The following is a 23,933-nucleotide window of genomic DNA, read 5'->3' as shown; positions in this document are numbered from 1 at the left end:
AACACCTTTTGAAAGCTTTTCTCCTGACCAGTGTCGCGGCCTTTGCTACTGAAACGGTTCCCTCCATTATCCCCGCAGAAATGGAAGGCATGGAAGCAGAACTCCGCGCTGACGGAACGTTCCTTATTGGTGGCCCCACTTTTATCTATGATCGAATCCTGGGCGCTGGCGGCATGCATTCCGAAAGTGAATTGTGGAGCCCTGCCAAGCTGCGCGACCGTCTGCTTTTCAATCGCATGACAGGAATTATGTCCTGGACTCCCATGGCTCCCTCTATCTGGATGAAGACGGGAAACGAGCTGGGCGATATGCTCTATCAGGATTTCATTACCTCAGAAAAGGATCGCCCCACGAACTACACTCCTATTCTGGAAGGTGGTTTCAGGACTCCCAGTTTCCACGGCTTCTGGGCTACGGCACGACTTTTCCAGGATGACCATTTTTCTCAGAAGTATATGCCTTCTCGAAGAAAAATGGTGGATGATAGTTATTCTCATTTTGGTGAAAACTGGCCTCTCTTCAGTTCTGCCTACGGTGGTCTCGGTTACACCAACTCCTTGATCGACGCTTCCGTTTTGGCTGGTGAGGAATACTACTGGATTTTCTCTGAAACTTCCCGCTGGCTTCCGGTTCATAACAAACCCCGCGTAGAAGGCCGTGTCGATGTGATGAATCTTAGCCTCACCGTGGCATACGAAGATGCTGAATATCAGAACAAACTGGAAGAGGAACGCGGCACCCGCAAGGAACTGAACGGATCCGTTTATTACCGATGCGGAAAGGCTTGCAAGGATGGAGTGTTCCAGATTTCTGCTGGCTTGGCCTTCCGTGCCGTTGACGATTCTGGAGCCGTATACACGGAACTGGAAGAGGATCGAGTTTTCTGGCCCTTCATGGAACTGCGCATTCAACCTGTTAAACGTTTGACTGCCGATGTGATGTTCGGTATAAATGAACGTGACTGGATGGTGCAGGATAGTATCCAGTTTAACGCTCCCACGCCCAAGGATATGGGTTCGCTGGTTGGCGTAAAGAATATTTCTGCCACCCGCCTGAATCCTCTGGCCGATACCAAGGAAATCTACGGCAAGGAAGAAATCAACCTGACCGCAGATGGACAGATGAATTTGCTGCAGGCTTACATGGCCTTTGCCGATACCATGGGCAATGTAGCTGTAGGTGGCCGTGCCAGTGTGTGGGCCGAATACGGTGCCGAAACCTTTGAAGTCGAACGTTACGCCGAGGACAATAAATTCAAAGTCCGCTATGGCGATGTAGGTCGAATCAACTCCTGGCTGAAGGGTGTCACTGCAGAACTCTGGCTTGGCATGTGGTACGAAAAGATTTTCAACTTCAAGGCCTCAGCCGGATTTGAACGCATCGATGGTGACCTTGGCGAAGCCGAAGTGAGCCCTGCTGAATACTATGTTGGCTTTGCCGCCGACTGGTTTATCCGAAAGTCCTTCAAGGTTAGCCATTCTATCCATTATCGCAGCGATGCCCAGTGGAACCTCCGCTTCGCCAATCCTCTGGAGGTCAAGGGCGACTGGTATTGGGATGCCTCTTTCGAACAGCAGTTCCCCAAGCAGGGGATTTACCTGACGGGAACCTTGATGCACGTCTTGGCTAGCGAAACCATGGAGGCTCCCAACGCAAGCAACAACTCCTTACGCTTTATCTGTTCCGCAAAGAAAACTTTCTAGGGAATAACCTTAGCCAGCTTCAATGCCTTAAGGCTGAAACTATTGGCCAGTGCCTCTGTGGCGCTGGCTTTTTCAATCCAGCGGATTTCCATTTTGTTTTTTATATGGGGTTCGCAGGATGGTCCCGCTAACTTTATATAAAGGACTTGGCAGTCCATCTTATGTACGGTAATGCTATGCTTAAAGGAACCGCAATCCTCTACAAGTTCCGCAGATTCCGTAATGCCATAGCAGGCCATTTCCGCAGGGACACCCACCGTCGCATTTCTCGGGGATTCGTAGTGGGGGAGCGCAAACTGATTGTTAAAGAATTTCTGCCCGCCGTGAACTGTTAGAATCTTATTGTCTGCGCTTTCGATTACGAGGACAGTTCCGTGCCAATCTTTTTGCAAGTGCTTCTTGGATGGCGGAAATGATGGTGTGAGGCCTTCGGCGTGGGCCTTGCATTCGCTGCGTAGAGGGCAGTTTTCACATTCGGGGGATTTTACCTTGCATGTGGTGCGGCCCAGTTCCATCAGGGCTTCGTTATGCAGAAATCCCTTGGGGTGGTCCGATACTTCGCGGGCGTAGTTCCAGTAAGTTTCGTTACTGTCGCGGGAATCCATCGGCAGAAAATCCAGCAGGTATAGACGCGAAAATACGCGGACTAGATTTCCATCCAGGATGGCTTCAGGTTTGTGGTAGGCGAGGCTTAGAATTGCTCCTGCCGTGTAGGCGCCGATACCTGGTAATGCTTCCAGTTCCTTGCGGGTGGCGGGCATGACTCCAGCGCAATTTTCGGTTACGATTCTTGCGGTCTTCAGGATGTTGCGGGCTCTGCTGTAATACCCGAGTCCCTGCCAGTACTTAAAGACTTCCTCTTCCTCGGCGGCGGCCAATGTCTTCACATTCGGGAATCTCTTCATCCATCGCGTGAAGTAATCCTTTACTGTAGACACCTGGGTCTGCTGCAACATGGTCTCGCTAATCCACACGGCATAGGGATCACGGAAATCGCAAACATCGGAAGGACGCCACGGAAGTTCCGCCGCATTCTTGATGAACCAATCGCGCAGTCTCTTTAATTCGCGAGAAAACATAAAGAGTGAACCGTGAAGAGTCGTAAGCAATGAGTTTTGAGCGGTGAGTTAAGATTAGGCGCCTTCGGCGCGATTATCTAGCTCAAAGGAGCCGCAGGCTCCGCCCTCATACCTCGTACCTGAAACCCGGGGCCTCGTGCCTCGAACCTTACAGCTTGTAGTGCTTCTTTGCCACCTGACGGAAGAATTCGAACTGGGACTTGCTGGAATTTTCCAGGGTGTAACGCTTGCTGCGTTCATGGCAATCCTTGCGCATCTGTTCGTAGCCGGATTCGCGTTCCAGTTTCAGGGTACGGCAGTTTTCGAGAGCGTCAAGCCACTTGTCTTCTTCGATGGGGAGAATCCAGCCGTACTTTTCGTTGTCTACGATATTGCGGGGGCCGCCATAGTTGCTGACCACAGCCGGAGTTCCCGTAGACATGGCTTCTACCACCACATTTCCGAAGGTGTCCGTGGTACTGGGGAACAGGAAGAAGTCAGCGTCGGCATACAGGCCTGACAAGGTTTCGCCACCCTGCTCGCCTGCAAAGCTGACAGACTTGTCCCCTTCAAAGTACTTCTTGATTTCTTCCAGATACCAGCCGTAGCCAACGTACATCAGTTCCACGTCGTCGTGGCGGGCAGCGAATTTCTTCCACACGTTATTCAGGAATTCCAGATTCTTTTCCTTGGAGATTCGACCGATAAAGGCGAAACGAACCTTACGCTGTTCGCGAGTGCTGCCGAACTTTTCCCAGGTTCCCTTGCCGCGCATATCGGGTTGGAATCGTTCCAGGGGGAGTCCGCGGGGCATCAGCTTCACCTGGTCGCGGGGAACCTTCAGCTCATTTACCAGGGCATCGGAATAGTCGTCGCAGGGGCTAATGACGGGGCGGGCCATCCAGTAGAATACCTGCATCAGCCAGAGCACGTAGGCGTGCATCCACTTGGCCTTCACCAAGGTGCGGGTGTACTGGGGAACGTCGGTGCGGTAATGGCTCATGACTTTCACGCCGGCAATGATACCGCAAATGGCAATCAGCCAGGCTCCGGGGCTGGGAGTTTCCAGCTCGATAATGTCTACAGGGTAGCGCTTCATCAAGCGGAGTACCGGACCTACGCGGGGGATAGCCAGTTCGCTGTTGGCGTATCCCAGCTGTTCCATGCTGAACATGCGGGGCAGCAACATGCAGTAGCTGTTTTCGACCACGCCGCAGGGGCGGGTATTAAAGGCGCTACCTGCCAGGAAGGCTTTCAGACCGTGAGCACGCATATAGGGAATCACGTTGCGCAGGTTGTTGGCGATGCCGTTAGTCTCATCCAGGTTGTCGGAGTAGTACAGCACGCTAACGTCGTCTGGATTCTTGCTTAGACGTTCCTTGCGTTCCTTCTTCAGGTGAAAGCGAAGCTTCAGAAGCTTGGGCAGGTTCAGCAGGGCGGAACCGAAAACGATGGGCGGAATCCAGCAAGTGCGAATGTTGCCAGGGGGCTTGTGCTTGATGCCGTATTCCTTGCGGAAAGTACTGGTGACGGTGCGTCCGAAAATATTCGGGCGGCTGTCCAACTTTTCGTTAGCCTTGAGCTTGGTTGAATTTGACGCATTCGTCATACTTTACTCCTTTGCCACCGAAAAGGTCCAGGGCGCTTCCGATGGTGAGGTCAATTTTTCCGTCAGAAATTTCTTTGCAATGTTCCAGGTCGGCGAGGCACTTGGCGCCACCTGCGTAGGTGACCTTGATGGGGCTATGCTTAGACAGGAACCGGATCAGGTCGTCGTCCATGCCCTGCTGCTTGCCTTCGACGTCTGCGGCATGAACCAGGAATTCATTGCAATAGCGGGCCAGGTCCTGCAGGTTTTCTGGCGTAATTTGAATATCGATAAGGGTTTGCCAGCGGTTTGTGGCAATGCTCCATTGGGGTTCGGAGCCGGGTTCGTTGGTGCGCTTGCAGCTCAAGTCTAGAACCAGATGTTCCTTGCCGGTTACAGCGACCAATGCTTCCAGGCGTTCGCGGTCCAGTTTGCCTTCGGGGAATATCCAACTGGTGACGATGACATGACTTGCGCCTGCATCCAGATATTCCTTGGCGTTATCGGCAGAGATGCCTCCACCTACTTGCAGTCCGCCGGGGTAAGCGGCCAGGGCAGCCTTTGCGGCTTCAACGTTTCCCTTGCCCAGCATAATGACATGTCCACCCTTGATGCCGTCTTTCTTGTAAAGTTCGGCGAACCAGGCAGAAGAACGGTCCGTTTCAAAGTTGGTCTTGAGGCCCGCTCCCGAATCATTTAGGGAACTTCCTACAATCTGCTTGACCTTGCCGTCGTGCAGGTCTATACAAGGGCGAAATTTTGTCATAACATCTTTGCCAGGTTAGTCCTTGGCTCCTGTAATACACCAATCCAGTTTTTTACCGCTGTTCAAGTCGCTACGTCCGCGGTAGAAGAACACCTCGCCGCCTGCGGCAATCTTGAAAGCCTTCTTGGCGAACCAGCCGTCCACCTTGTCCAGGATACTAGCCTTCTGGAAAGGCTTGGCGGCATTAAACTGCAATTGGGGAACGTTCTCTTCGTTCCATAAAAAGTTTAACGAACCCTTCGGGAAGTCCTTCCCGTTATAGGCGGCATCGCCTTCCTTCACTTCCTTGGGGGTGACAACCTTCGTTCCCTCGGCGCCATTGTAAATGGCGTAGCCCAGTAGCTTTCCGTCCTTGGTCATGGAAATGCGGCCGGCATAAAGGGGGCTGCGGCTGTTGGTACTGAAGTTGACGGAACGGATGGCCAGGTCCGTGGCCTGAACCGTTTGCCAGGTCTGATCCATGTAGGCATAGCCCTTCACCGTCAGGGTGTCTTCGTTATAGCCGATGCGGCCGGATACGCGGCCATAGGGAATGTGGATGTATTGTCCGAATTTTTCGTTACCCACTTTCCAGACACCGTCGCCCAAGACCTTGCCCTGTTCCGCGGATTCAAATGTCAGGTCCAGGAACCACTTGCCGTTCTTGTCGGCAGTGAACAGTACACGGTGTCCCTTGCCCGGCTTGTTTTCCATCAGGTATTCGTTCTTGATGTTGATGGTGTTCTTTTCTTTTATGGGCTGGAGTCGTTCCGGGGGGTACTGGCGGCCGATAGTGTAGGACTTTCCCTTGAAATTCCAGAAGGACATTTCGGTGGTGTTCTTGCGGCCGGTGCCGGGGATGTGCATCAGACCAAAGTTCACGAAGGCTCGGGTGCCGTTGTCGAAGACAAACTGGTAGCTCCAGGTTTCGTTGAATTCCTTGGTGGTTGCCTGGTGGGGCATAAAGTCGTTGACGGTAACGTTACGGACGTTACCCTTGGGGGCTGAAACATCGGCGGCAAAAACGCCAATCGATAAAAACAGGAGCGTATAAAAAAAGGACCTAACCATAGGTCCTAATTTAGAAATTTTTAGAGTCGCAGGTCTTTGCCCATGCCCATCTTCAGTTCGATTCGACGGCGCTGAACCATTTCGTTGAACAGGTCGGTCAAACTGTCTTCCATGCAGATCATGGGTTTCCAGCCGATATCCATAATCTTGGTGGGGTCACCGATGAGTAGAGGTATTTCGTTACGTCGTTCGTAACCGGGGTCGAAACGGAAATCGACACTTACGTCTGCAATATCCACCATCATCTCCACCACTTCGCGGATGGTGTAGGACTTTCCGCAGCAGATGTTGTAGATGTCACCGGATTCGGCCTGGTTCAGGATCTGGATCATGCCGCGGGCCACGTCACGTACGTCCACAATGTCTCGGCTTACGTCAAGGCTTCCGGAATAGATGGTGGGCTCAGCGCCATAGTACTTGATCTTTACCAGCTGATAGGCGATGGATGGGATCACGAAACGGCGGCTGTGGTGAGGACCCGTAAAGTAGAAGGGGCGCACGAATACCACATGGAGCCCGTTGGCGTTGCGGAACTGGTTTCCCAGAAGTTCCATGCAGGCCTTGGAAGTGGCATAAGGAGTAAGGGGATTAGGTAGGTCGGTTTCCTTATGGAGGTACGTCAAGTTTTTTTCGGTACGGCCATAAATTTCGCTGGAACTTAGGAGCATTACCTTTGCCTTGGGGCAGACCTGACGCACCGCTTCCAGAAGGTTCTGGGTTCCCATCAAGTTGATGTTCAGGGTTTCGTTGGGCTTCATGTAGCTGATGCCAACGGAAGACTGACTGGCCAGATGGTAAATGTGGGTGGGGGAAACCTTCTGCAACATTTCAAGTACATCCTTGAAATTCAGAAGGTCGCCGTTCAGGTAAGTAACTCCGTCGGCCTTTTGCCACGGCTGAGGCTGTTCGTCACTAAAACTGTAAAGGTCATGGGTTGTTCCAGCCAAGCTGGAAAGAATGTGAAAACCTAATGCTCCTGTACCGCCTGTAACTAGAATGCTCATATAACCTCGTAAAACCAATCTACAAACTATAAATAAAAATACAAGAAAGTTGATTCGTATTACTCAATTATTACTCAAATTTTTATTACAACTTGATAGCTTTCCAGGCTTCTGCCACCACATTCTGGTCGATGTTGGTCACCTTCTTCACCTCGCCAATCTTGGTGGGCAAGATGTATACGCGGGTCCCCTTTTCGGCCTTCTTGTCAACAGCCATGGCGTCCCAGGCCTTGGCTACGTCGATGTCGTAAGTCTTGGGGAATCCGAGATCGTCCAGCAACTTGTTCTGACGGGCTTCGTCGGCGGCAGACATCTTGTTCAGGAGAACAGCGGCGCGGGCTGCCACTCGCATGCCCAGGGACACGGCGATACCGTGGGTGTACAGTTCGTAGTGGGTCAGGTTCTCGATGGCGTGGCCAAAGGTGTGACCGTAGTTCAAGATGGCGCGGAGACCGGCTTCCTTTTCGTCGATGCCCACCACTTCAGCCTTGATGGCGCAGCTGCGGTAGATCAGGTGCTTCAGCACATCCAGGTCATGGGCCTTGATCTTATCTACGTTCTCTTCCATATAGCGGAAGAATTCCTCGTCATAGATAACACCATACTTCACGATTTCGGCAAGGCCTGCCAGGTATTCGTTTTCGGGAAGGGTGCTGAGTACGGCCAGGTCTACCACCACGGCGTGGGGCTGGTAGAAGGCACCAATCATGTTCTTGCCTTCGGGGTGATTCACGGCCACCTTACCGCCTACGGAACTGTCTACCATGGAGAGCAGGGTGGTGGGGAACTGGATAAAGGGAATGCCGCGCTGGTAGGTGGCTGCGCCGAAACCGGCCATGTCGCCTACGACGCCACCGCTAAACTGCAGCAGGCAGCTCTTGCGGGTGTAACCGCGGTGCAGCATAAAACTGTACAACTGGTTCAGGTTGTGCAAAGTCTTGTTCTTTTCGCCGGCCTGGAATTTGAATACCGGGCAGCGTCCGGCCTGGCAGCGCAATTCGCCCAGGGTGTTGCTCTGGGCCTTGGCGATGTTGGTGTCGGTGCAGACCAAAAAGTCGTGGGTGGGTGAGAGCTTAAGACTTTCCAGCAGGACGCCAACGTCAGAAATAATGTTCTTGCCGATGAAGATGGGGTAGCGTCCGCCGCTGCTGGGGCGTACGTCCAGGGCGTGGCTTTCCCAGAACTTCAGGATGTGAAGAATGCGTTCGATAACGTGGTCTTCGGTAAAGTCGTTGGAACTTTCTACGCTAAAGTCTGCATGGGCGTAGTTGGGCTCGCGATCCTTCAGCATCTGCTTGATCTTGGCCAGGCGTTCTTCATCGCTCAGGTTTGCCAGCAGGGGGCGGGTGTTCTTGCGACCGATACGTTCCGAGAGAACCTCGGGCTTAGCCCACAGACGGATGATGGTACCGTTTTCGCGGATCACCTTCAAGTTGGCATCCTGGGTCAGGGCACCACCACCTAGAGAAATAACGTGGGGCTCCGTCTTGGAGGCGAATTCTGCTACAACATCACGTTCCATTTCGCGGAACTTGGCTTCGCCGTCCTGTTCGAAAATTTCGCTAATAGTCTTGCCGGCACGTTCGACGATGATGGCGTCGGTGTCCACATAGGGGCGGTTCAGTCGTTCTGCCAGAGCGCGACCGGTGCGGGACTTGCCGCTAGCCATAAAACCCGTAAAGAAAATATGCTTACCCATAATTAACCCTGCATTCCTTTGCGCATGATTGCGGCTAGTTCGTCGTTAGTCTTGTTTTCAGTTTCTTTAGGGAACCACTTGCGGAAGCTTTCGATTCCCTGGTGTACCAGCATGCCTTCGCCGGTAACGACCTTGCATCCCACTTCATCGGCCAGCTGCAAAAGCTTGGTGCAAAGGGGCGTGTAAACGATGTCGCAAACGGCCTGATGGGGTCTCAGTTCCTCCCTGGGAAGGGGCGAATCGTCTACATTGGGTGTCATACCCACGGAAGTTGCATTGATGATAATGTCGATGGAGTCGGTAATGGCGGCGAAGTCATCGAAGGTGACCATCATGACCTGCGGAGCGGAATCGTTAAAGGCCATGTTCAGCATGTTGGCCAGGGCCTGTCCCTTTTCTGCGGTACGGCATACGATGGTCAATTCGCATTTTTTTTCTACCAATGTGTAGGCGATGGCCTTGGCGGCTCCACCGTTACCCAACAAGGCGACTTTCTTGCCGCTGACGTTCACGCCGAATTCTTCCAGGTTGCGGATGCAGCCGTAGGGATCTGTTGTGGTGCCACAGAGGGTGCCGCCGACAATTCCATTTTTCCAGTAAAGCGTATTTACGCTACAGGTAAATCTTGATATGTCAGAAAGTTCGTCTACAAGTTCCATGACAGGAGTCTTGTAAGGAATGGTGACGTTGGCGCCGCGGATCTTTAGTGCCCTGAAACCCTTAATGGCATCAGCCAGGTTCTGGGGCTCCGGAGAGAACGGCACGTAGGCCGCATTGATGCCCAGGGCTTCGAAAAGCGCATTGTGCATCAGGGGCGATTTGCTATGTCCAATAGGATTACCGAAGATGCAAAGCGTCTCCGACTTTCCATTCAATTTAATCTGGCTCAAAAAAACCTCTTCTTTTACAAAAAGAAAAATAAATAAAAAAAGGCCGCAGCAATAAACTGCGGTCTTTAAATACCCTTGAATAAGGCCTTACTTGCGGGCGGCCAGTTCCTCGGGGGTTCTGGCCAGAATGTCCCAGTCACCGCGCTTGATTATCTTGTAGGCGTAACCCTGTTCGGTCAGGAACAGCTGACGGTTCATGGCGAATTCCTGTTCCTTGGAATCCTGGGTCACGATACTGTAGAAGTGGGCTGCACCGCCATCCTGCTTGGGACGGAGTACGCGGCCCAGACGCTGTGCTTCTTCCTGGCGGCTACCGAAGGTACCGGAAATCTGGATCAGCACGTTGGCATCGGGCAGGTCGATGGCGAAGTTACCCACCTTGGAAATCATCAGGTTCTTGAGGCTTCCGTCACGGAAGGCGGCATAAAGGCGGTCGCGGTCCTTGTTGGGAGTCTTGCCGGTAATCAGGGGAATGTCCAGAGTGGCGGACAGGTTTTCCAGCTGGTCGATATACTGGCCGATAATCAGAACTCGGTCTTCGGGAGCGGAGTAGTGCTTCAGCAGGCGCTGCACGATATCCGTCTTTTCGGGGTTGGTGCTGGCCAGGGTGATCTTTTCGCGGACCGGAGCCAGGGCGTACTTCATCTTCAATTCCGCTTCCATGGGAATGCGGATCTCGTTACAGTCGGCGGTGGCAATCCAGCCCTGGGCTTCGAGAATACGCCAAGGGATGTCGTATTTCTTGGGACCGATAAGGCTGAACACTTCCGTTTCCTTGTGGTCTTCGCGGACCAGGGTTGCGGTAAGGCCCAGACGGCGGGTGGCCTGCATTTCGGTACTCAGGCGGAACACGGGAGCGGGCAGCAGATGGACTTCGTCGTAAATCATCAGGCCCCACTTCTGCTGACTAAACAACGGGAAGTTTGCCAGTTCCTTCTTGACTTCTTCTTCGGTTCCTTCTTCCAGGTCGATTTCTGCCAGTTCCGGATTTTCCTTGTCAGACTTCTTGGCGCGCTTGCGCTGGGTTAGAATCTGGTAGGTGGCCACGGTAACGGGGCCGATTTCCTTCACTTCGCCGGAGTATTCCTTCACCATGTCGGGAGTAAGGTCGGTCTTGTCGCAGATTTCGCGGATCCACTGGCGGGAAGCGGAAATGTTGGGGGTAAGAATCAAGGTCTTGGTCTGGATGAGTGCCATGGTGGCGATGCCGATCACTGTCTTACCGGAGCCGCAAGGCAGCACGATCACGCCGGAGCCACCCTTTTCGGAGCCGGAGGCGTAGAACACCTGGGCGGCTTCCTTCTGGTAGTCGCGAAGCTTGAATTCCTTGCCGCAGAGCATGGTATCGCGGAGCTTGATGGGCAGCGGGTCGCCAACGGTATAACCTGCCAAGTCTTCTACCGGGAAGCCGGCGTTGGTCAGGGCCATCTTCAGGTGACCGCGGCGTTCCGGGTCTACGATGGCGTGGCAGTCGTCGATGAACTCCAGGATATAGGGAGCCACTTCCTTCAGCTGGCAGATTTCCGTGAACATGAACTTGTCGTCGGATTCCACGATCAGGTTGTTGCCATCGTCCTTCTTCATGCGGAGCAGGCCGTAACGGCCCATGTAGTCTTCCACTTCGGAAATCACGGTCTGGGGAATGGGGTAACGGCTCTGGCTGTCCAGGCGTTCCAGAACTTCCTTGGCGCGAAGGCCCGTTGCTGCGGCGTTCCACAGACTGAGGGGGCTGATCTTATAGGTATGCAGGTGTTCCGGGCTCTTTACCAGTTCGGTGAAAGGAGCGATTGCGTCACGTGCTGCTTCGTAGGTGGGAGCGTCGACTTCCACCATAATTTCCATGTTACTCTGAACAATAATAGCGCCATTTGGATTCATAGGGCGCCAAAGATACTAAAAACCAGGGGGAACGGCAAGGTTTTTGAAACTTACTAAAAACTCCGGAGAAGAAGCTCTAACTGGGAAAGGGGAAAATAAGAAACGCCGGAAAGAAATTCTTTCCGACGTTTCGAAGAGCCACCCAGCAGACTTGAACTGCCGACCTGCTGATTACGAATCAGCTGCTCTACCAGCTGAGCTAGAGTGGCGTAGTGGGTGCAAAGGTAGTAATCGCCCTATAATTTGTCAAGACTGGCTGACAAGCCCTCTTTTTTTTGCTATGATTGGTTCACAAAAAATTTAACATGGACATTAAACATGGCTAACGAAACTAATACTAATAGCTCTGAAGTTAAGGATTTCTTTGTTGCTCACGGCTCCAAGCTGATCGCAGTTGTTGTCGCAATCATCGTGATTGTGGTGGGTGTGGTCCAGTTCCGTGACTACCAGAAGGCTGCCGCAACCGAACAGGCCGAACTGCTTGGTCCGGGCATGGCAATGCTCTATGCTGGCGAAAAGGAAAATGCTTTTGCCGAATTCCAGTCTAAGATCAATGGTGGCAAACTGAGCGGCGTGGCTCTGGCCAAGGCTGCTCTCTATTCCGCAAACATCAAGTACGAAGCCGGTGACTTCGACGCTGCAGCAGCCCTCTTCCAGAAGTCTCTGGACAATGCCGGTTCTGTGGCCCTGGTCCGTAGCGCAGCCCTCCACGGTCTCGCTTCCGTGAAGATCGAAAAGGGTGACTACTCTGCCGCTGCCGGTCTGCTCGAAAAGTACATCGGCGAATACGCAAAGCGTACCGGTGACAAGGAAGACCGCTACCAGAAGGATGAACCTGTGGACGAAGTCCCCATGGTTGCAGATGCTATGTGGAAGCTCACTCTGGTGTACCAGCAGCTGGGTGCCGCCGACAAGGCCAAGAAGACTGCTGAACGTATCCTGGTGGTCTACGGCGACAACAACAACTACGCCGACAAGGCCAAGAAGTTCCTGGCTGACTAAGACCGGAACGGTGACCGCACCGATCGTCCATCGGATTAAGAACCTCCGGTAATCGGTGCTGCGCTTGGGAAAGGAGCGCGTACACTCGGGCAGTTGCAAAAAGAAAAACTCCGCTTCAAAGGCGGAGTTTTTTACGTATAAGGTAATTGTTTCGAAAGAAATCTTGTTTAGGGCTTATACCCGCTTTGGGTATCGTGCAAATCATCGGCATCGACGATTTGGTGTGCTTTGTTGATGAACTCCTCAGAAACGCCTAACAGTTTAAAAACGCTGAAAGTTTTTGCGCTTTTATCAGCACCAACTTCCTGGATTAGGACTAATCCAATTCAAGCAATCGGAGCTTGAACCGGTTGCAAATTGCAATGTCTTAGAACCGGTTGCGTTGTAACAACTGATCAAATCCCATGTTCCTGGTCCAAGTTCCTTGTCTCCATTAACATCAAACACATTGGCAGGAAGATCCTCTACCATAATTTGCTGGCATAAAACAAGAACGCTAAAGCAATGCTTTAGAGCAACTTGAGAGTGTCTTCCATATCGGAATCAGAAATGTGGAGGTAGTGACTGATTCGGCCCCTGACGATCCCCTTACCATTGAAGGTGAGCCAACCGTCGCGTACGTATTCCCACCGGAAAATAGCCCACTCGAAAAAACTATGCCAAACAACCCTTTTTGACCGCGTTTAGCCATGAATTGACAACTTCGCCAATTAAAATTGGCGGAGGATTTGTGTTGTTTGTATCACTGTATCAACCGTATCACCCTTACTAATTCCAATTCCCTTGCAAACATGTAAAATCCGATGTCCCGAAAACAACGTGTTTTAGGTCATTCCTGGTAAACCGCAATTTACACTGCAAGGAATATTTATATATATTATGCCAAAATAGGAATACACATTTTTGTGTTTTATTCCTTTCCTGGGAATTGAAATAACACCACTCAGGCGCTGGTCTGGGTGGTGTGGAGGATTTTTAATGGATCCTGTAAAAAACATGTGCAAACTGTGTTTGCCGACCCGTAAGAACGCGAAGAGAGGCTTCGGAATCGTCGAAGTCATGGTTTCTATCGTGGTTCTCGGCTTCATGTATGTGGCGCTAAGTAAGCTGCAAGGCGGAAACCATGATGCGTTCATCCGAATTCGCGGACGTGACGGGGCTGTCGAAGTGGCCCAACGAGTACTGGATTCGCTGAAGACTGTTGGAGCCGCATCCATCACATCCAAGGCGAACGGAGACACGACTCTATTCCTAGGAGATGTATCCCTAAAATGGGAACGAGGCCTTGGTGGTTTCGCAACGATAGCCTACTCACCGCGTGTTATCGTAAAACCGACAAATGATTACGAATCTACAGCACGTTCCAGTTACGAAAACATCTCACACATTTATGCAAAACAAGTAGAAGTCCAAGTGGATTGGAATTTCAAGGGTTCAGCCCAATCCATTAACGTTTCGGGGGTAATCCGATGAACAAACGCGGCTTCACATTAATGGAACTTTTGGTCTATATGGCCATCGTTGGCATCGTGGTAGTAATCGCGGGCCAGGTTTACAGCGATAGCACAAAGATGCGAATCCGCACTCAAGGTATGATCAGGGCGAACGAAGCTGTCGAAAACGTGGGATCCCTGATTCGCGACGACCTGGGACAAATGGGAGCAAAAAGTTCCTGGGTCGATCGAGCCATGTCATCGGACTCCTTTTACGTCGCCCAGGAAACTTTCATGGATCCCGTCAATGGAGACTATTCATCATTCTTCCTCAAAAAGAATGGCAGTGCTGACGCCCGCAAGGACAGTCTGGCATTTAGGTACATGCGCTACGATACGGAAGGCAAGTACAAGGGTGTACACCAAATTTCCTGGTATGTAGAAGATGGTATTCTTTGGAGAGTCTGCAAGCCCTTGGCAACAGATGGAACAGACTACGAAGCATGCCCGGCAGACGCTGTCCCAGTGGAAGTCACTGATGGTGTAGAGTCCTTCGAAATCGTGCCCGCAACTCCGGGCGTTCTCGACGGAGCAGAGAACACAGTTCTGTTCCCGCCTGGAAGCGCAAACGAATTCCGATTCGTTTCCCGATACGACGGTTCCAAGTATTTCCGAGCAACAATTGTACCCTCTGAAGGCGGTGAGACTGTTACCGTCCGCGGTTTTGTATCCAACTACGATTTCGACCAGGAAGAAGTTACCGTCGAGAAAAAAGTAAACGAATTCTTCGCAGCAGGTAAAAACGGCACTGATGACGAATGGGAAAATCTCTGCACCCAGATGACATTTGTCCCAGGAACCAACTACGAAATTTCCTTTAAGATGCTGAACCTATCCGAAAGGGATCGCGCCCAGATGTTTGTCGCAGGCAAGGACCACTTGGCAGTAGGCTTCAGAAACTTAGACGGATCTAGCACACCCATCCGAGACTTTGTCTTCTACCCGCCAATGGCCGATGACGCCAACGACGTTCTGCGAGTCATGAATTTTTCCGTAAGGGATTCCGTCAAGAACGTCTGCCTCGCATTTAATGTCGCCGCCTACTCACCCCTGCTTTCGATGGGTTCTTTGAATTTCACTTCACTGAAAGTGCAGAAATCCATGGACGCCAACTACACATTCGACAGTGATTACGAGCCCCAAGTTGTCGACAAGAAAAACGTAAAGGCCTTCCGAATGAAGTTGAAGGTCAAAAAGAACAATGAATTTGGTTCCGTGTCATTAGTTATTCCGGTTCCTAGCAATGGTGTAGGAAACCATTAAGGAGTACTTTTATGATTACCAATAAGAAAGGTGTATCTCTTGTAACCGTTTTGCTATTCATGCTGATAGCAACAATCGCAGGCACAGCAACATATAAGTGGCTGTCATCCGCAGGCAGTTCCTCTGCAGCACGCATGCAGATGCAGGAAGCTGAATTCGCGGCAAAGTCTGGCATTGAATCAGCCCGTTCCTGGATGACATATCATGGAGCCGAAACTGGCGCCATTATTCGCCAGTACCTAAAGAATAAAAATCCGGTTTCCTTGGACACTCTGCTCACGCCAATGAAGAGCGGCAAGGTAAATTATTCCGTTTGGCTTATCGGTGCCGATATCGAAACTAGCCCTTATAAGATTAAGCTGCTCTCCTTTGGCAAATCTGCCAATGGGTCTGCAAAGTACAGTAAATCCGCAATTCTCAACGTGAATGGCCTTTACCGCGTAAAGGTTCCCAAGGAACCTAAAACCCCGCCCTTCGAAGAAGCTCTTTATAGTGGTCCGGCAGATGGCATTTCTCTAGACGTAACTTCCGGCATCGTGAACGGTGACGCAAAATTCAACACCAAGGTTGACGTACAGAAAAAGCTTGTAGTCACAGGCGACATGAGCGTCAACAGCAGTTCCATTTTTAAGGATCTGTACGTTTACGGCAATATGTACACCTGTACAAACTTCGACGTCACCAACAACACTTATGTCCGAGGCATGGTGTACCTGAACGGAACCCAGAGTTACGGTGGAGACTTCTATGCAGAAGGCGGCCTTGATTTATCAGGAACAGGAACAGGTAAGGCTCAGTGCTCTACCGGATCTGGCGGATCCATCACCGTCGGTGGAAACACAACCACAAACGGAAATATCATCACCCCGAAACATACTGCAGCAAACAAGTATCTTTTCAAAGGGAACGTTGTTCTTGGCAACGGATCAAAACTCATCTTTCCGAACGTAAGTGACTACGGCGGAATGATTGCCCAGCAAGGATACTCCATAAATTTCATGGGTAACGTTTATCTGTCCGGCGGCATCAATGATGACGGATTCCATTTGACTTATCAATGGGCAGATAGTATCTCCTTTGGTACGCCCGGAAAGAAAGTTTATTCAGGCTCCCATTTTTACCGTGTTTCGGACGCAGATGGTTTCGTTTCTGAAAATACCGACTATTACAATTACTGGCTGGGCGGTGATGTGCAAACTGAAGAAGCTCACAAAATCAAATACAAAACGCAATGGGGTGGCTACAATACATCAACCGGCCTAGCCTCGAATACATTCTGTAGCAAGCCTAATTGCGGACCTGCAGATGGCGGTGGCGGTAGTGCAGACAATTTCTGGTACAACAAGACCTTCTATAATTGCGGATCAGACAAGACCGTTCAGGACTGGAGCAATAACGGAGCTTATGTCACCATCGGTGAAAACTGCCAGATTGCACGAAACGAAGTTTACTTTACGGTTAAGGGCGATTATGTAACTTCCGTCGATACAACCGGATGGGGTGCAGACCCCATGTCCGATGTTGCAGAATCCATCGTAACCACTTCCGAAGGAAACTGTACAGGAGCTCACATAAAGGAACCTCTCCAGTTCAACAGGGACCTATTGAATAGTCCCTTTGTCCATAGTGCAGAAAAGAAGGGAGCCTGCGATGGTAGTGATTTCTATTATAACGGAGTTTCCTTCTGGGAAGCAACGAACAATCTTGACCGTTGGCCCATGCTTGAAAAATGCTACGCCAAGGCCAAGGATGCCAAGGAACTTTATGATGGAAAGTGGCTCCTGATCAGAGTCCCCGGAAACAATGACCAATTCCACATGGTCAGTGGCAGCGACACGTTGACACATAATTATGTCATCATGTTTGATGATTATGTTAGAGCTACATTGCCGGCAACTTCTGCGGACGCACAAGTCATGATGTACTGGCCTCAAGGTGGAGACCTGTTTATGGCAAATAACGCTACAAATAGGAACTACTTCATCTTTAGCGAAGGCGATATTGGTTGGAACGCCGACGGAAAGTCTATTACAGGATCCCTATTCCTTTCAGACTGCCATAAGATTACAGGCGTGAATACGATTGACATCAAGTACAATTCCACATTGACTAGCGGTCTGTCTAATTCCGCTATTCTTTGCGAAAACGACGGAACAAAATCCTGTTCTAAGACTGCTTCTTCCGGTGGCGCAAGCGGAGGTGAAGGGGGTGGTTATGACTCCTTCTTTGATGACGGCTATGACCAGTTCTTCGTTCCCGTCTCCCCACAACTTTTGCTTACCGTTGAATCCGAGTACAAAAGCACAAAGACTGACCTGACTAACAAAAATGGTGAAGCCATTAAGCCGTCCATCATCGTGATGCCGCGCGTAATTTATCTATCCCGAGCTCCCAAGGGCAGACTTTCCGACTATTACGACGTGTTGAACCTGAACGGCGCTACAGAAGTAAAAGATGAAAGCAAAGCCTACTGTAGTCCCACTGGCATTCCCACTGCACAGAGATTTGGCTCCTTTACGGATTCCCTGAAACAGGGATCCTACAAATGCGTCTATAGAACAGAAGCATATGAAGATTCTCCGTTCTACGTGATTGTAGAAAACACGACCGAATCCAACATGAGCATCGCCTTTGCAGAAGAAAAAGTTGAAATTTCAAAGGGCGAAACCGTAGACGTTCCTATCAGGGTTCCTGCAGGCAGTACAAGCCCGCAGCCTATTTCCGTGGACATCTATGTAGAAAAGCCCTCCGCATGGACCGTAGTGCCTGATCAGTCAATGACCTTCACCGGTCCTAAGACTAATCCCAACGGATCTCAGGTCTACACATTCTCATTCATCCCTGGAGAAAATCCGCAAACAGTAACGGCGTTCCATGTAACCATGCCTGATGCAGAAAATGCCGGTAACGCAGCAACATTCCAGCTAATTCCACCTTGCGACGGTTGCATTATCGGAGCACCTCCTTATTTAGGCGTGGTCACGTCGGGAACAGTCAAAGTCAAACGAGAGGAAGTTTCCAAATACTGCGACGGCTACCCCACAAATTGCCAAAATGCAGATGGAACTAATAAATATTATTCCGTAATTCACGCGCCAGCCTGCGTTGGCGAGGGATTGCTGGATCCTTCTGACATCTGGGTTTACGCCAGCGGCGTGGACTGTATAGCCTCCATCTCTCAGCCCAACGATCAATGGACCTGCAACATGAACCACGAGGTTCATCTTTTAAAGAAAACCATTCCTGCCGTGGAGAAATACTGCGACATCGTCATTCCTCCTTACGATAACAGTTTCAGCGCCACTTTTGATGGACAGGAAGGCGTTCTTTACGCAAGTGTAGCCCGAAAGACAAAGACACTCAATCTCTCTGTCATAGGCGCTTCAGACCCCAACACTGCAGTCCTGATGAAAAAATCAAGCAATATTCACGCCACAGAACCTGACGACAACACTAGCGAAATTTGCCTTAGCGGAGGAAACTGTCAGTTCGTTGTCTATCCGGGCTACAGATACTTCTTCTACGCAGAACCCGCCCGCACCGACGACAAGTTCTCTTACTTCAAATGTTCCGGAAAGGACTGTCCCACCAATGCGCAGATCATGGCGGTCAACCCATACCAACTTTCAGTTCAGGAAGACGACAACACCATTATCGCAAGATTCAACGATGTAGATGACCATTGCCTTTACGAGGACTTTTCGCCTAGCGACAACACTGCATTCGGTTCATTCTGCGGAGCTGACCAGACGAGATGTATAGACACTTGTGCAGTCACTCAATCCGCAGGCAACTCCTGCTCCGTAACGGAAGGTTCCATAGAAAGGAGCGGTTCCGGTAAGAAGGCTGACTGGGTCATGGTTTATAACAACAGGAAGCCATCTTGTACCACCTACAAGTACGATGACCACACCACCTGTACTTATCAGTTGTTGGGTGTCTGGCATCCCTTATTCTGTTCTGAAAAGATTGGTACAACATGCGGTAGCAAAGCCAGCAATACAAAACAGTTGCCACCAAAGATCGCCAACAACTACATTACCGCCAATGCAGATGCGGATACCTATTCCAATTATAAGAATGGAACCCAGGCAGTCATTCTAAGTTCCAAGGATGCTGGATTTAACGGAACTTTGACATCCTTGTTCACCACGAGCGTAAGACCTATTCCCAATTCCGGTTTCATCTTCAGATCCAACGACAATGCTACAGAATACTTCAGTTTGAGTGTATACGGCAAGGCTGTGACAACCATCGGAAGTATTTATGCAGCCTCCATGATCTACGCACGACTTTGCTATGTAAACGGCCAAACTGTAGGCATGAACTCCGCAAGCGAAAAGTGCGTTGAAAAGGAACTGACCGCCGACCAGAATACCATTACATCCTGGATTAAGAACATCACTCTTGCAACATCATTCACCATGGTGTTGGATGCAAATGGATCCGAAGTCAACGCTTCATTCGCTGTTGACAGAACCATCTCTATGGACGCAAAAATCAATGCCAGCTTTGATTTGATCAAGGAATTTGGCATTTCTCTTGATGACGAGCGCCATAATCGAGTAGGTATGAAGCTATCCGACGAGAACTTCAACGTCCACGACATTTCCTGGATGAGTGAAAATTATAATGGTGAATGCTGGGCAGCTCCCAAAATCGTATGTTCCTTCAAGTCCAACTATCTAGGAGGCATGGTCCCGAAGGATGCCGATGTTACTCCCTGGGTAAGCTATTCTTCTTTCCTTAACGACAAGAAGTACGAAAAGTGCAAGCTGAAGTTCTATTACAATGGCTGTGATATGAACATTCGAAACTTTGAACTGACATGGAACACCGCATGGAATTCCATGTACCAGGTTTTCGGCTGTGTTGGTTCTGGAACAAACAAAATCGGCTCTTATTGGGATGTAGGTTCCCCCATCAGCGGAGCGTTCTACAACTTCAATCGAGATGGAAAGCACGGTTATTACGTACCTAAGGATGGAGATCGAAGTGCAGGCTTCGCTTTGGATGCGAAGGTGATATTGGATTGCTCCAACGCTTCTGTTACCCCACCGTCTTCCTTGCAGAAACATCAAACCTGCGGTGAATTCCTTGTCGGCAAAATGGAATACTGTTCCGAAAGTTACGAATACTTCGCTTCCAGCGATGCAATCGATTGCAACAACGGAGGTTGCATCATCGACACAAAGGTGAACGGCATGGGAACCAACCTTAGAGACGCACTGTTGGAATTAAAATTCTCCAATCCGGACGAAGCTCAGATAAAGGTTGTTCTATTGGATGACGCAGGAACGGAATCCCAGCCCGCAACCGTAACAGGAACATCTTATTCACTGGACGTAAATTCCGTATCCAACGTTGACGGATTCAATCCCCAGGCCATTACCGAAGTACGAGTCACCAGCGAAAATTCCAGTGTGGGTGTATACAGTGTCATGAGTAACTGTCCCTATGCACTAGGCGTATCCAGCTGTACAGCTTTCTATAACGGCATTTCCTGGACTGTCGACGCCAACGTCACGAATGCGTTCACCTGCGACGTAACGCCGCCACTTGCATTAAGTGGTGTCGACAAGAAGGAAAATGTCATCTGCGACGGACATTCCTCATTCTCATTTGAAAATCCTGATTTGCTTGCTGGACTCGGTTCTGAAACTGATTTTGAATTCAGCATTACCGCCTACAACCAGGACAAGTCCAAATCATTTACAAAGTCCTGCGTCACAACATCTGTCAAGCCCATCACGGCAACCTGCGATGTGGAAGACAGCAAGAGAAGAGTAATGAAGGGAACAGGCGTTCCTGCATTCAACTTCACCTTCGAAAACTGTGACCAGTATAGAAACGGAACCTGCAACTATCAAGTGTCCCTAAAGGATCTTACTGATGCCGTACCTGGATCAGCCTCAAGCTCCGCAGAATATACTGGATCAACGAGTCCTTTCAATACAATAAACCAGCCATCAAATCCTCTTCCTGCAGGAACCTATTCCTGGCTTGTAGTTGGTCCCAGCACCCTAAGCACATGCTATGCATCCTTTGACGTGTATGAACCAAATTACAAGGCAGATGCAGACTTATGTAATCTGTCCGAAGAAGGGATTTTCTCCGCCGACATTACAAGTTCTGGCGACTGGATTGCCTCACTTTCTATCACGGACGCCTACGGTTTTGTGAAAATAACCGGTATCAACTCCGTTGAAAAAACAGGTGACGGCCGATACAACTACCAGATTGACGAATCAATCTTGACCAAGGGAGATCACGTAGCCCTTATTCTCAACGGTTCCGAAGTTTGTTCCAAGCCCTTCGGCGTTGAAGACCCAGGTACCGACCCGGGCACTGATCCTGACGATCCTATCGATGATCCAGAAAAGCCCGCACAGATATTGTGCCACTACAGAACTGATGGTCAGTCGCATAATAGCTGGGAACCGCTTAGTTTAGGCCCAGGCAAATACGTCTGGAAACACAACTGCAAGGCTTCCCCTGGTTGGTGGGTTTATTGCAACGGATCCGTGATTGTGAACGGCACATCCTATGAGTGCAATAAGCAGACTAACTTGTCCGGAGGAACCTATACTGCACAGAACCATCTTGTCCCCAGTGGTTCCATTATTGAAGTTCCCGAAGGTGTCACACTCAAAAAGATTGGTTGCGAAGCTAATCCCGGAGTGCCCGAAGGATGCGAAGGCCATCCCAATGAAGTGATTGACGGTGACGGAACAGTCGTTCCCTCAACTCCTACAGGCAAGAAGACCATCTGTATTGCATCTAATGGAACCGCCGAGGCGAAATTGGACAACATTCCTGTAGGCAATTATGGTCTTGTCCAGAACTGCAATCCGGATGTATTCTATAAGTGTACTGGAGACGTCAAACTCGATGGAACGGCATTGACTTGCGACAACAACGAACATAAGTTCAGTGCTCCGCTGGCAGGTTCTGCAGTTCCCGAGCTGACAGTAACGGGCTCACTATCCTATCTGAAGTGCGCTAAAAATTCCTACGCTTATGCAATGCCGTCTTGCCCGTCCACCGAAGTGAAGGATGAGGAACCGCCTTCCTACACAGGAAACCGCAGTTCCTGTAACTTCGACAAGAGTTCCTATGGCGGCGGAGAACAGGCTGTATTCAAGTTCAAGACCTCCGCCTGGAACGGTCGCGATTATGAACTTCTGGATCCCAACGGCACCAAGGTTGGCGAAGGCAAGATTCCTGCTGGAGAACAGGAAACTTCCATCACCGTATCCAATCCGAAATCCGGTGACTATAGTCTCTCCCTAAAGGCAACAGGCGTGATGGGCCTCGGCTATCAGCCGGCCCAGATGATCTGTAAGGCAACCGCAAATGTTCTCGTAGCATCAGCATCCTGCAACATAACGGCATCCGATAACGGTTACCAGTTCAGGGCAGATCTTACCAACTGCGGTAGCGGCTGCAAGTGGTATCTGAAACAGAACGGCAGCAACATCGCTTCAGGAACAAGCTACGGTTCTATCGGCTCTACACTGGATGACTATGGTGAATATACGTTGCATCTGGGGACTGAAAACTCTGCTGCAGTATGTACCGAAACAATCGCCAAAAAACCACAAAGTACAAGTTGCTGGTTCGGAACCTCTAGCCAAACCCAGTGGGAATACGACAAGACCTATACGTTTACAGTAAAGGATCTTCGTGCGAAAATTTATAGCAAGTGGACTCTGCACGACCCAGACGGAAATGTCATTGACAATGGTACATTCCTTGCCGGTTGGTACGGCTCTGTCAACTGGAGTGCCGGAGCCTCGGCAAAGCTAAAGAAAGGCGGTGAATACGTATTCAAGATTGAAGGCGAAGAATACTGCGCTACGACAGTAACACTGAAGAATGCACCCAAGGCGGAAAACTGTCGCTTTGACAACAGCACTATTGGTTATGGTTCCACAACCACGTTCCGATTCCAGATGAGCGGCTGCGATGTAAACTGGTCCTGGGGAAAACGCTCCTCAGACTGCGAATACGAAGTGCTACTCAACGGCACCGTAATCGGCAACATGGCTAACGTGGATAATGGCGAGCAAACCATGCAGGTGGCCGCCGGAGGAACCTATAAGGTGAAGGTCAACGGTAACGAAACCTGTTCTGCAACGTTGGAAAAGAGCGGCACAGCCATTCCGCCAGGAACCTACCAGTATGCAGTAGGCGACTGGGGCGATGCCAATACATTGACCAACGGAACCATTGACGGGCCCTTTATCGCAGGATCCTACACCTTCCAGATGAACAGAGCTTGTTCCCATGCACAAATGCATGCAGGAGGCATGTCAAATGCCACCTACACCATTAATGGATCCACACAGAAATGCGAATACAAGGAAATCAGCATCACTCCATTGATAGATATATCTTTGAACATTGGAGCTGGCTGCGAAATTCAAAAAATCTATTTCTGGGATTGTAAGGGACAGAAATAATTCCCATTCTGAAACTCTACAAACAAAGTCCGGTAGCATCCGCTGCCGGACTTTTTCTTTCAGTTGCTTTTTTC

13 protein-coding genes and 1 tRNA gene are annotated in these 23,933 nt (G+C 50.3%); 5 read left to right on the top strand and 9 right to left on the bottom strand.

The window, feature by feature from the left end:
- Window positions 1-8: 8 nt before the first annotated feature.
- On the top strand, window positions 9-1,703 hold the full coding sequence (locus tag B7992_RS00810; RefSeq protein ID WP_254917569.1) for a hypothetical protein: 1,695 nt from the start codon (window positions 9-11) through the stop codon (window positions 1,701-1,703).
- On the opposite strand, the gene B7992_RS00805 is transcribed toward B7992_RS00810, so the two are convergent.
- From B7992_RS00805 to B7992_RS00765, 9 genes are all read right to left on the bottom strand, one after another.
- Window positions 1,700-2,782 carry an A/G-specific adenine glycosylase gene (locus B7992_RS00805; RefSeq protein WP_088665378.1) on the bottom strand — a complete coding sequence of 361 codons (1,083 nt, stop codon included), beginning with the start codon at window positions 2,780-2,782 and terminating at the stop codon, window positions 1,700-1,702. The genes B7992_RS00810 and B7992_RS00805 overlap by 4 nt on opposite strands.
- Window positions 2,783-2,930: 148 nt before the next feature.
- On the bottom strand, window positions 2,931-4,370 hold the full coding sequence (locus B7992_RS00800; RefSeq protein ID WP_073157117.1) for a glycosyltransferase: 1,440 nt from the start codon (window positions 4,368-4,370) through the stop codon (window positions 2,931-2,933).
- On the bottom strand, window positions 4,333-5,115 hold the full coding sequence (hisA, locus tag B7992_RS00795; RefSeq protein ID WP_073157114.1) for a phosphoribosylformimino-5-aminoimidazole carboxamide ribotide isomerase: 783 nt from the start codon (window positions 5,113-5,115) through the stop codon (window positions 4,333-4,335). Before hisA ends, B7992_RS00800 begins: the two co-directional genes overlap by 38 nt.
- A 15-nt stretch (window positions 5,116-5,130) precedes the next feature.
- Complete coding sequence (locus B7992_RS00790) at window positions 5,131-6,165, bottom strand: hypothetical protein (protein WP_088665377.1); 1,035 nt, start codon at window positions 6,163-6,165, stop codon at window positions 5,131-5,133.
- A gap of 20 nt (window positions 6,166-6,185) precedes the next feature.
- The gene (locus B7992_RS00785; protein ID WP_073157110.1) at window positions 6,186-7,169 is read right to left on the bottom strand and encodes a GDP-mannose 4,6-dehydratase; all 984 of its coding nucleotides are present in this window, start codon (window positions 7,167-7,169) and stop codon (window positions 6,186-6,188) included.
- Window positions 7,170-7,254: 85 nt separating this feature from the next.
- Window positions 7,255-8,868: a 3-dehydroquinate synthase gene (gene aroB, locus B7992_RS00780; RefSeq protein WP_073235634.1), complete on the bottom strand. Its 1,614-nt coding sequence runs from the start codon at window positions 8,866-8,868 to the stop codon at window positions 7,255-7,257.
- Window positions 8,869-8,870: 2 nt separating this feature from the next.
- On the bottom strand, window positions 8,871-9,758 hold the full coding sequence (gene aroE / locus B7992_RS00775) for a shikimate dehydrogenase (protein ID WP_249269291.1): 888 nt from the start codon (window positions 9,756-9,758) through the stop codon (window positions 8,871-8,873).
- Window positions 9,759-9,845: 87 nt separating this feature from the next.
- On the bottom strand, window positions 9,846-11,636 hold the full coding sequence (locus B7992_RS00770) for a helicase-associated domain-containing protein (protein WP_073157104.1): 1,791 nt from the start codon (window positions 11,634-11,636) through the stop codon (window positions 9,846-9,848).
- Window positions 11,637-11,772: 136 nt separating this feature from the next.
- Window positions 11,773-11,845, bottom strand: a tRNA-Thr gene (locus tag B7992_RS00765).
- Between the two features lie 109 nt (window positions 11,846-11,954).
- Here B7992_RS00765 and B7992_RS00760 point away from each other — a divergent pair.
- The 4 genes from B7992_RS00760 (at window position 11,955) to B7992_RS00745 (ending at window position 23,859) form a co-directional block, all read left to right on the top strand.
- The gene (locus tag B7992_RS00760) at window positions 11,955-12,638 is read left to right on the top strand and encodes a tetratricopeptide repeat protein (RefSeq protein ID WP_073157101.1); all 684 of its coding nucleotides are present in this window, start codon (window positions 11,955-11,957) and stop codon (window positions 12,636-12,638) included.
- 978 nt (window positions 12,639-13,616) lie between these two features.
- On the top strand, window positions 13,617-14,111 hold the full coding sequence (locus B7992_RS00755) for a type II secretion system protein (protein ID WP_254793699.1): 495 nt from the start codon (window positions 13,617-13,619) through the stop codon (window positions 14,109-14,111).
- Window positions 14,108-15,394, top strand: coding sequence for a type II secretion system protein J (locus tag B7992_RS00750; protein ID WP_088665376.1), 1,287 nt, complete (start codon window positions 14,108-14,110; stop codon window positions 15,392-15,394). The genes B7992_RS00755 and B7992_RS00750 overlap by 4 nt, the downstream gene beginning before the upstream one ends.
- Before the next feature lie 11 nt (window positions 15,395-15,405).
- Window positions 15,406-23,859 (top strand): hypothetical protein, encoded by an 8,454-nt coding sequence (locus B7992_RS00745; protein WP_073235644.1) that lies wholly within the window; start codon window positions 15,406-15,408, stop codon window positions 23,857-23,859.
- Window positions 23,860-23,933 lie beyond the last annotated feature (74 nt).

It is taken from the genome of Fibrobacter sp. UWH1 (assembly GCF_002210365.1).
Lineage (GTDB): Bacteria > Fibrobacterota > Fibrobacteria > Fibrobacterales > Fibrobacteraceae > Fibrobacter.
Note: the sequence above shows the minus strand (reverse complement) of the source record. Positions and strands in the feature narration are given on the sequence as shown.

Bases quoted from the DNA above. Each gene is read 5' to 3' on its own strand.
- B7992_RS00805 (WP_088665378.1), bottom strand. From the start codon at position 2,782: ATGTTTTCTCGCGAATTAAAGAGACTGCGCGATTGGTTCATCAAGAAT.
- B7992_RS00800 (WP_073157117.1), bottom strand. From the start codon at position 4,370: ATGACGAATGCGTCAAATTCAACCAAGCTCAAGGCTAACGAAAAGTTG.
- hisA (WP_073157114.1), bottom strand. From the start codon at position 5,115: ATGACAAAATTTCGCCCTTGTATAGACCTGCACGACGGCAAGGTCAAG.
- B7992_RS00790 (WP_088665377.1), bottom strand. From the start codon at position 6,165: ATGGTTAGGTCCTTTTTTTATACGCTCCTGTTTTTATCGATTGGCGTT.
- B7992_RS00785 (WP_073157110.1), bottom strand. From the start codon at position 7,169: ATGAGCATTCTAGTTACAGGCGGTACAGGAGCATTAGGTTTTCACATT.
- aroB (WP_073235634.1), bottom strand. From the start codon at position 8,868: ATGGGTAAGCATATTTTCTTTACGGGTTTTATGGCTAGCGGCAAGTCC.
- B7992_RS00770 (WP_073157104.1), bottom strand. From the start codon at position 11,636: ATGAATCCAAATGGCGCTATTATTGTTCAGAGTAACATGGAAATTATG.
- B7992_RS00760 (WP_073157101.1), top strand. From the start codon at position 11,955: ATGGCTAACGAAACTAATACTAATAGCTCTGAAGTTAAGGATTTCTTT.
- B7992_RS00755 (WP_254793699.1), top strand. From the start codon at position 13,617: ATGGATCCTGTAAAAAACATGTGCAAACTGTGTTTGCCGACCCGTAAG.
- B7992_RS00750 (WP_088665376.1), top strand. From the start codon at position 14,108: ATGAACAAACGCGGCTTCACATTAATGGAACTTTTGGTCTATATGGCC.
- B7992_RS00745 (WP_073235644.1), top strand. From the start codon at position 15,406: ATGATTACCAATAAGAAAGGTGTATCTCTTGTAACCGTTTTGCTATTC.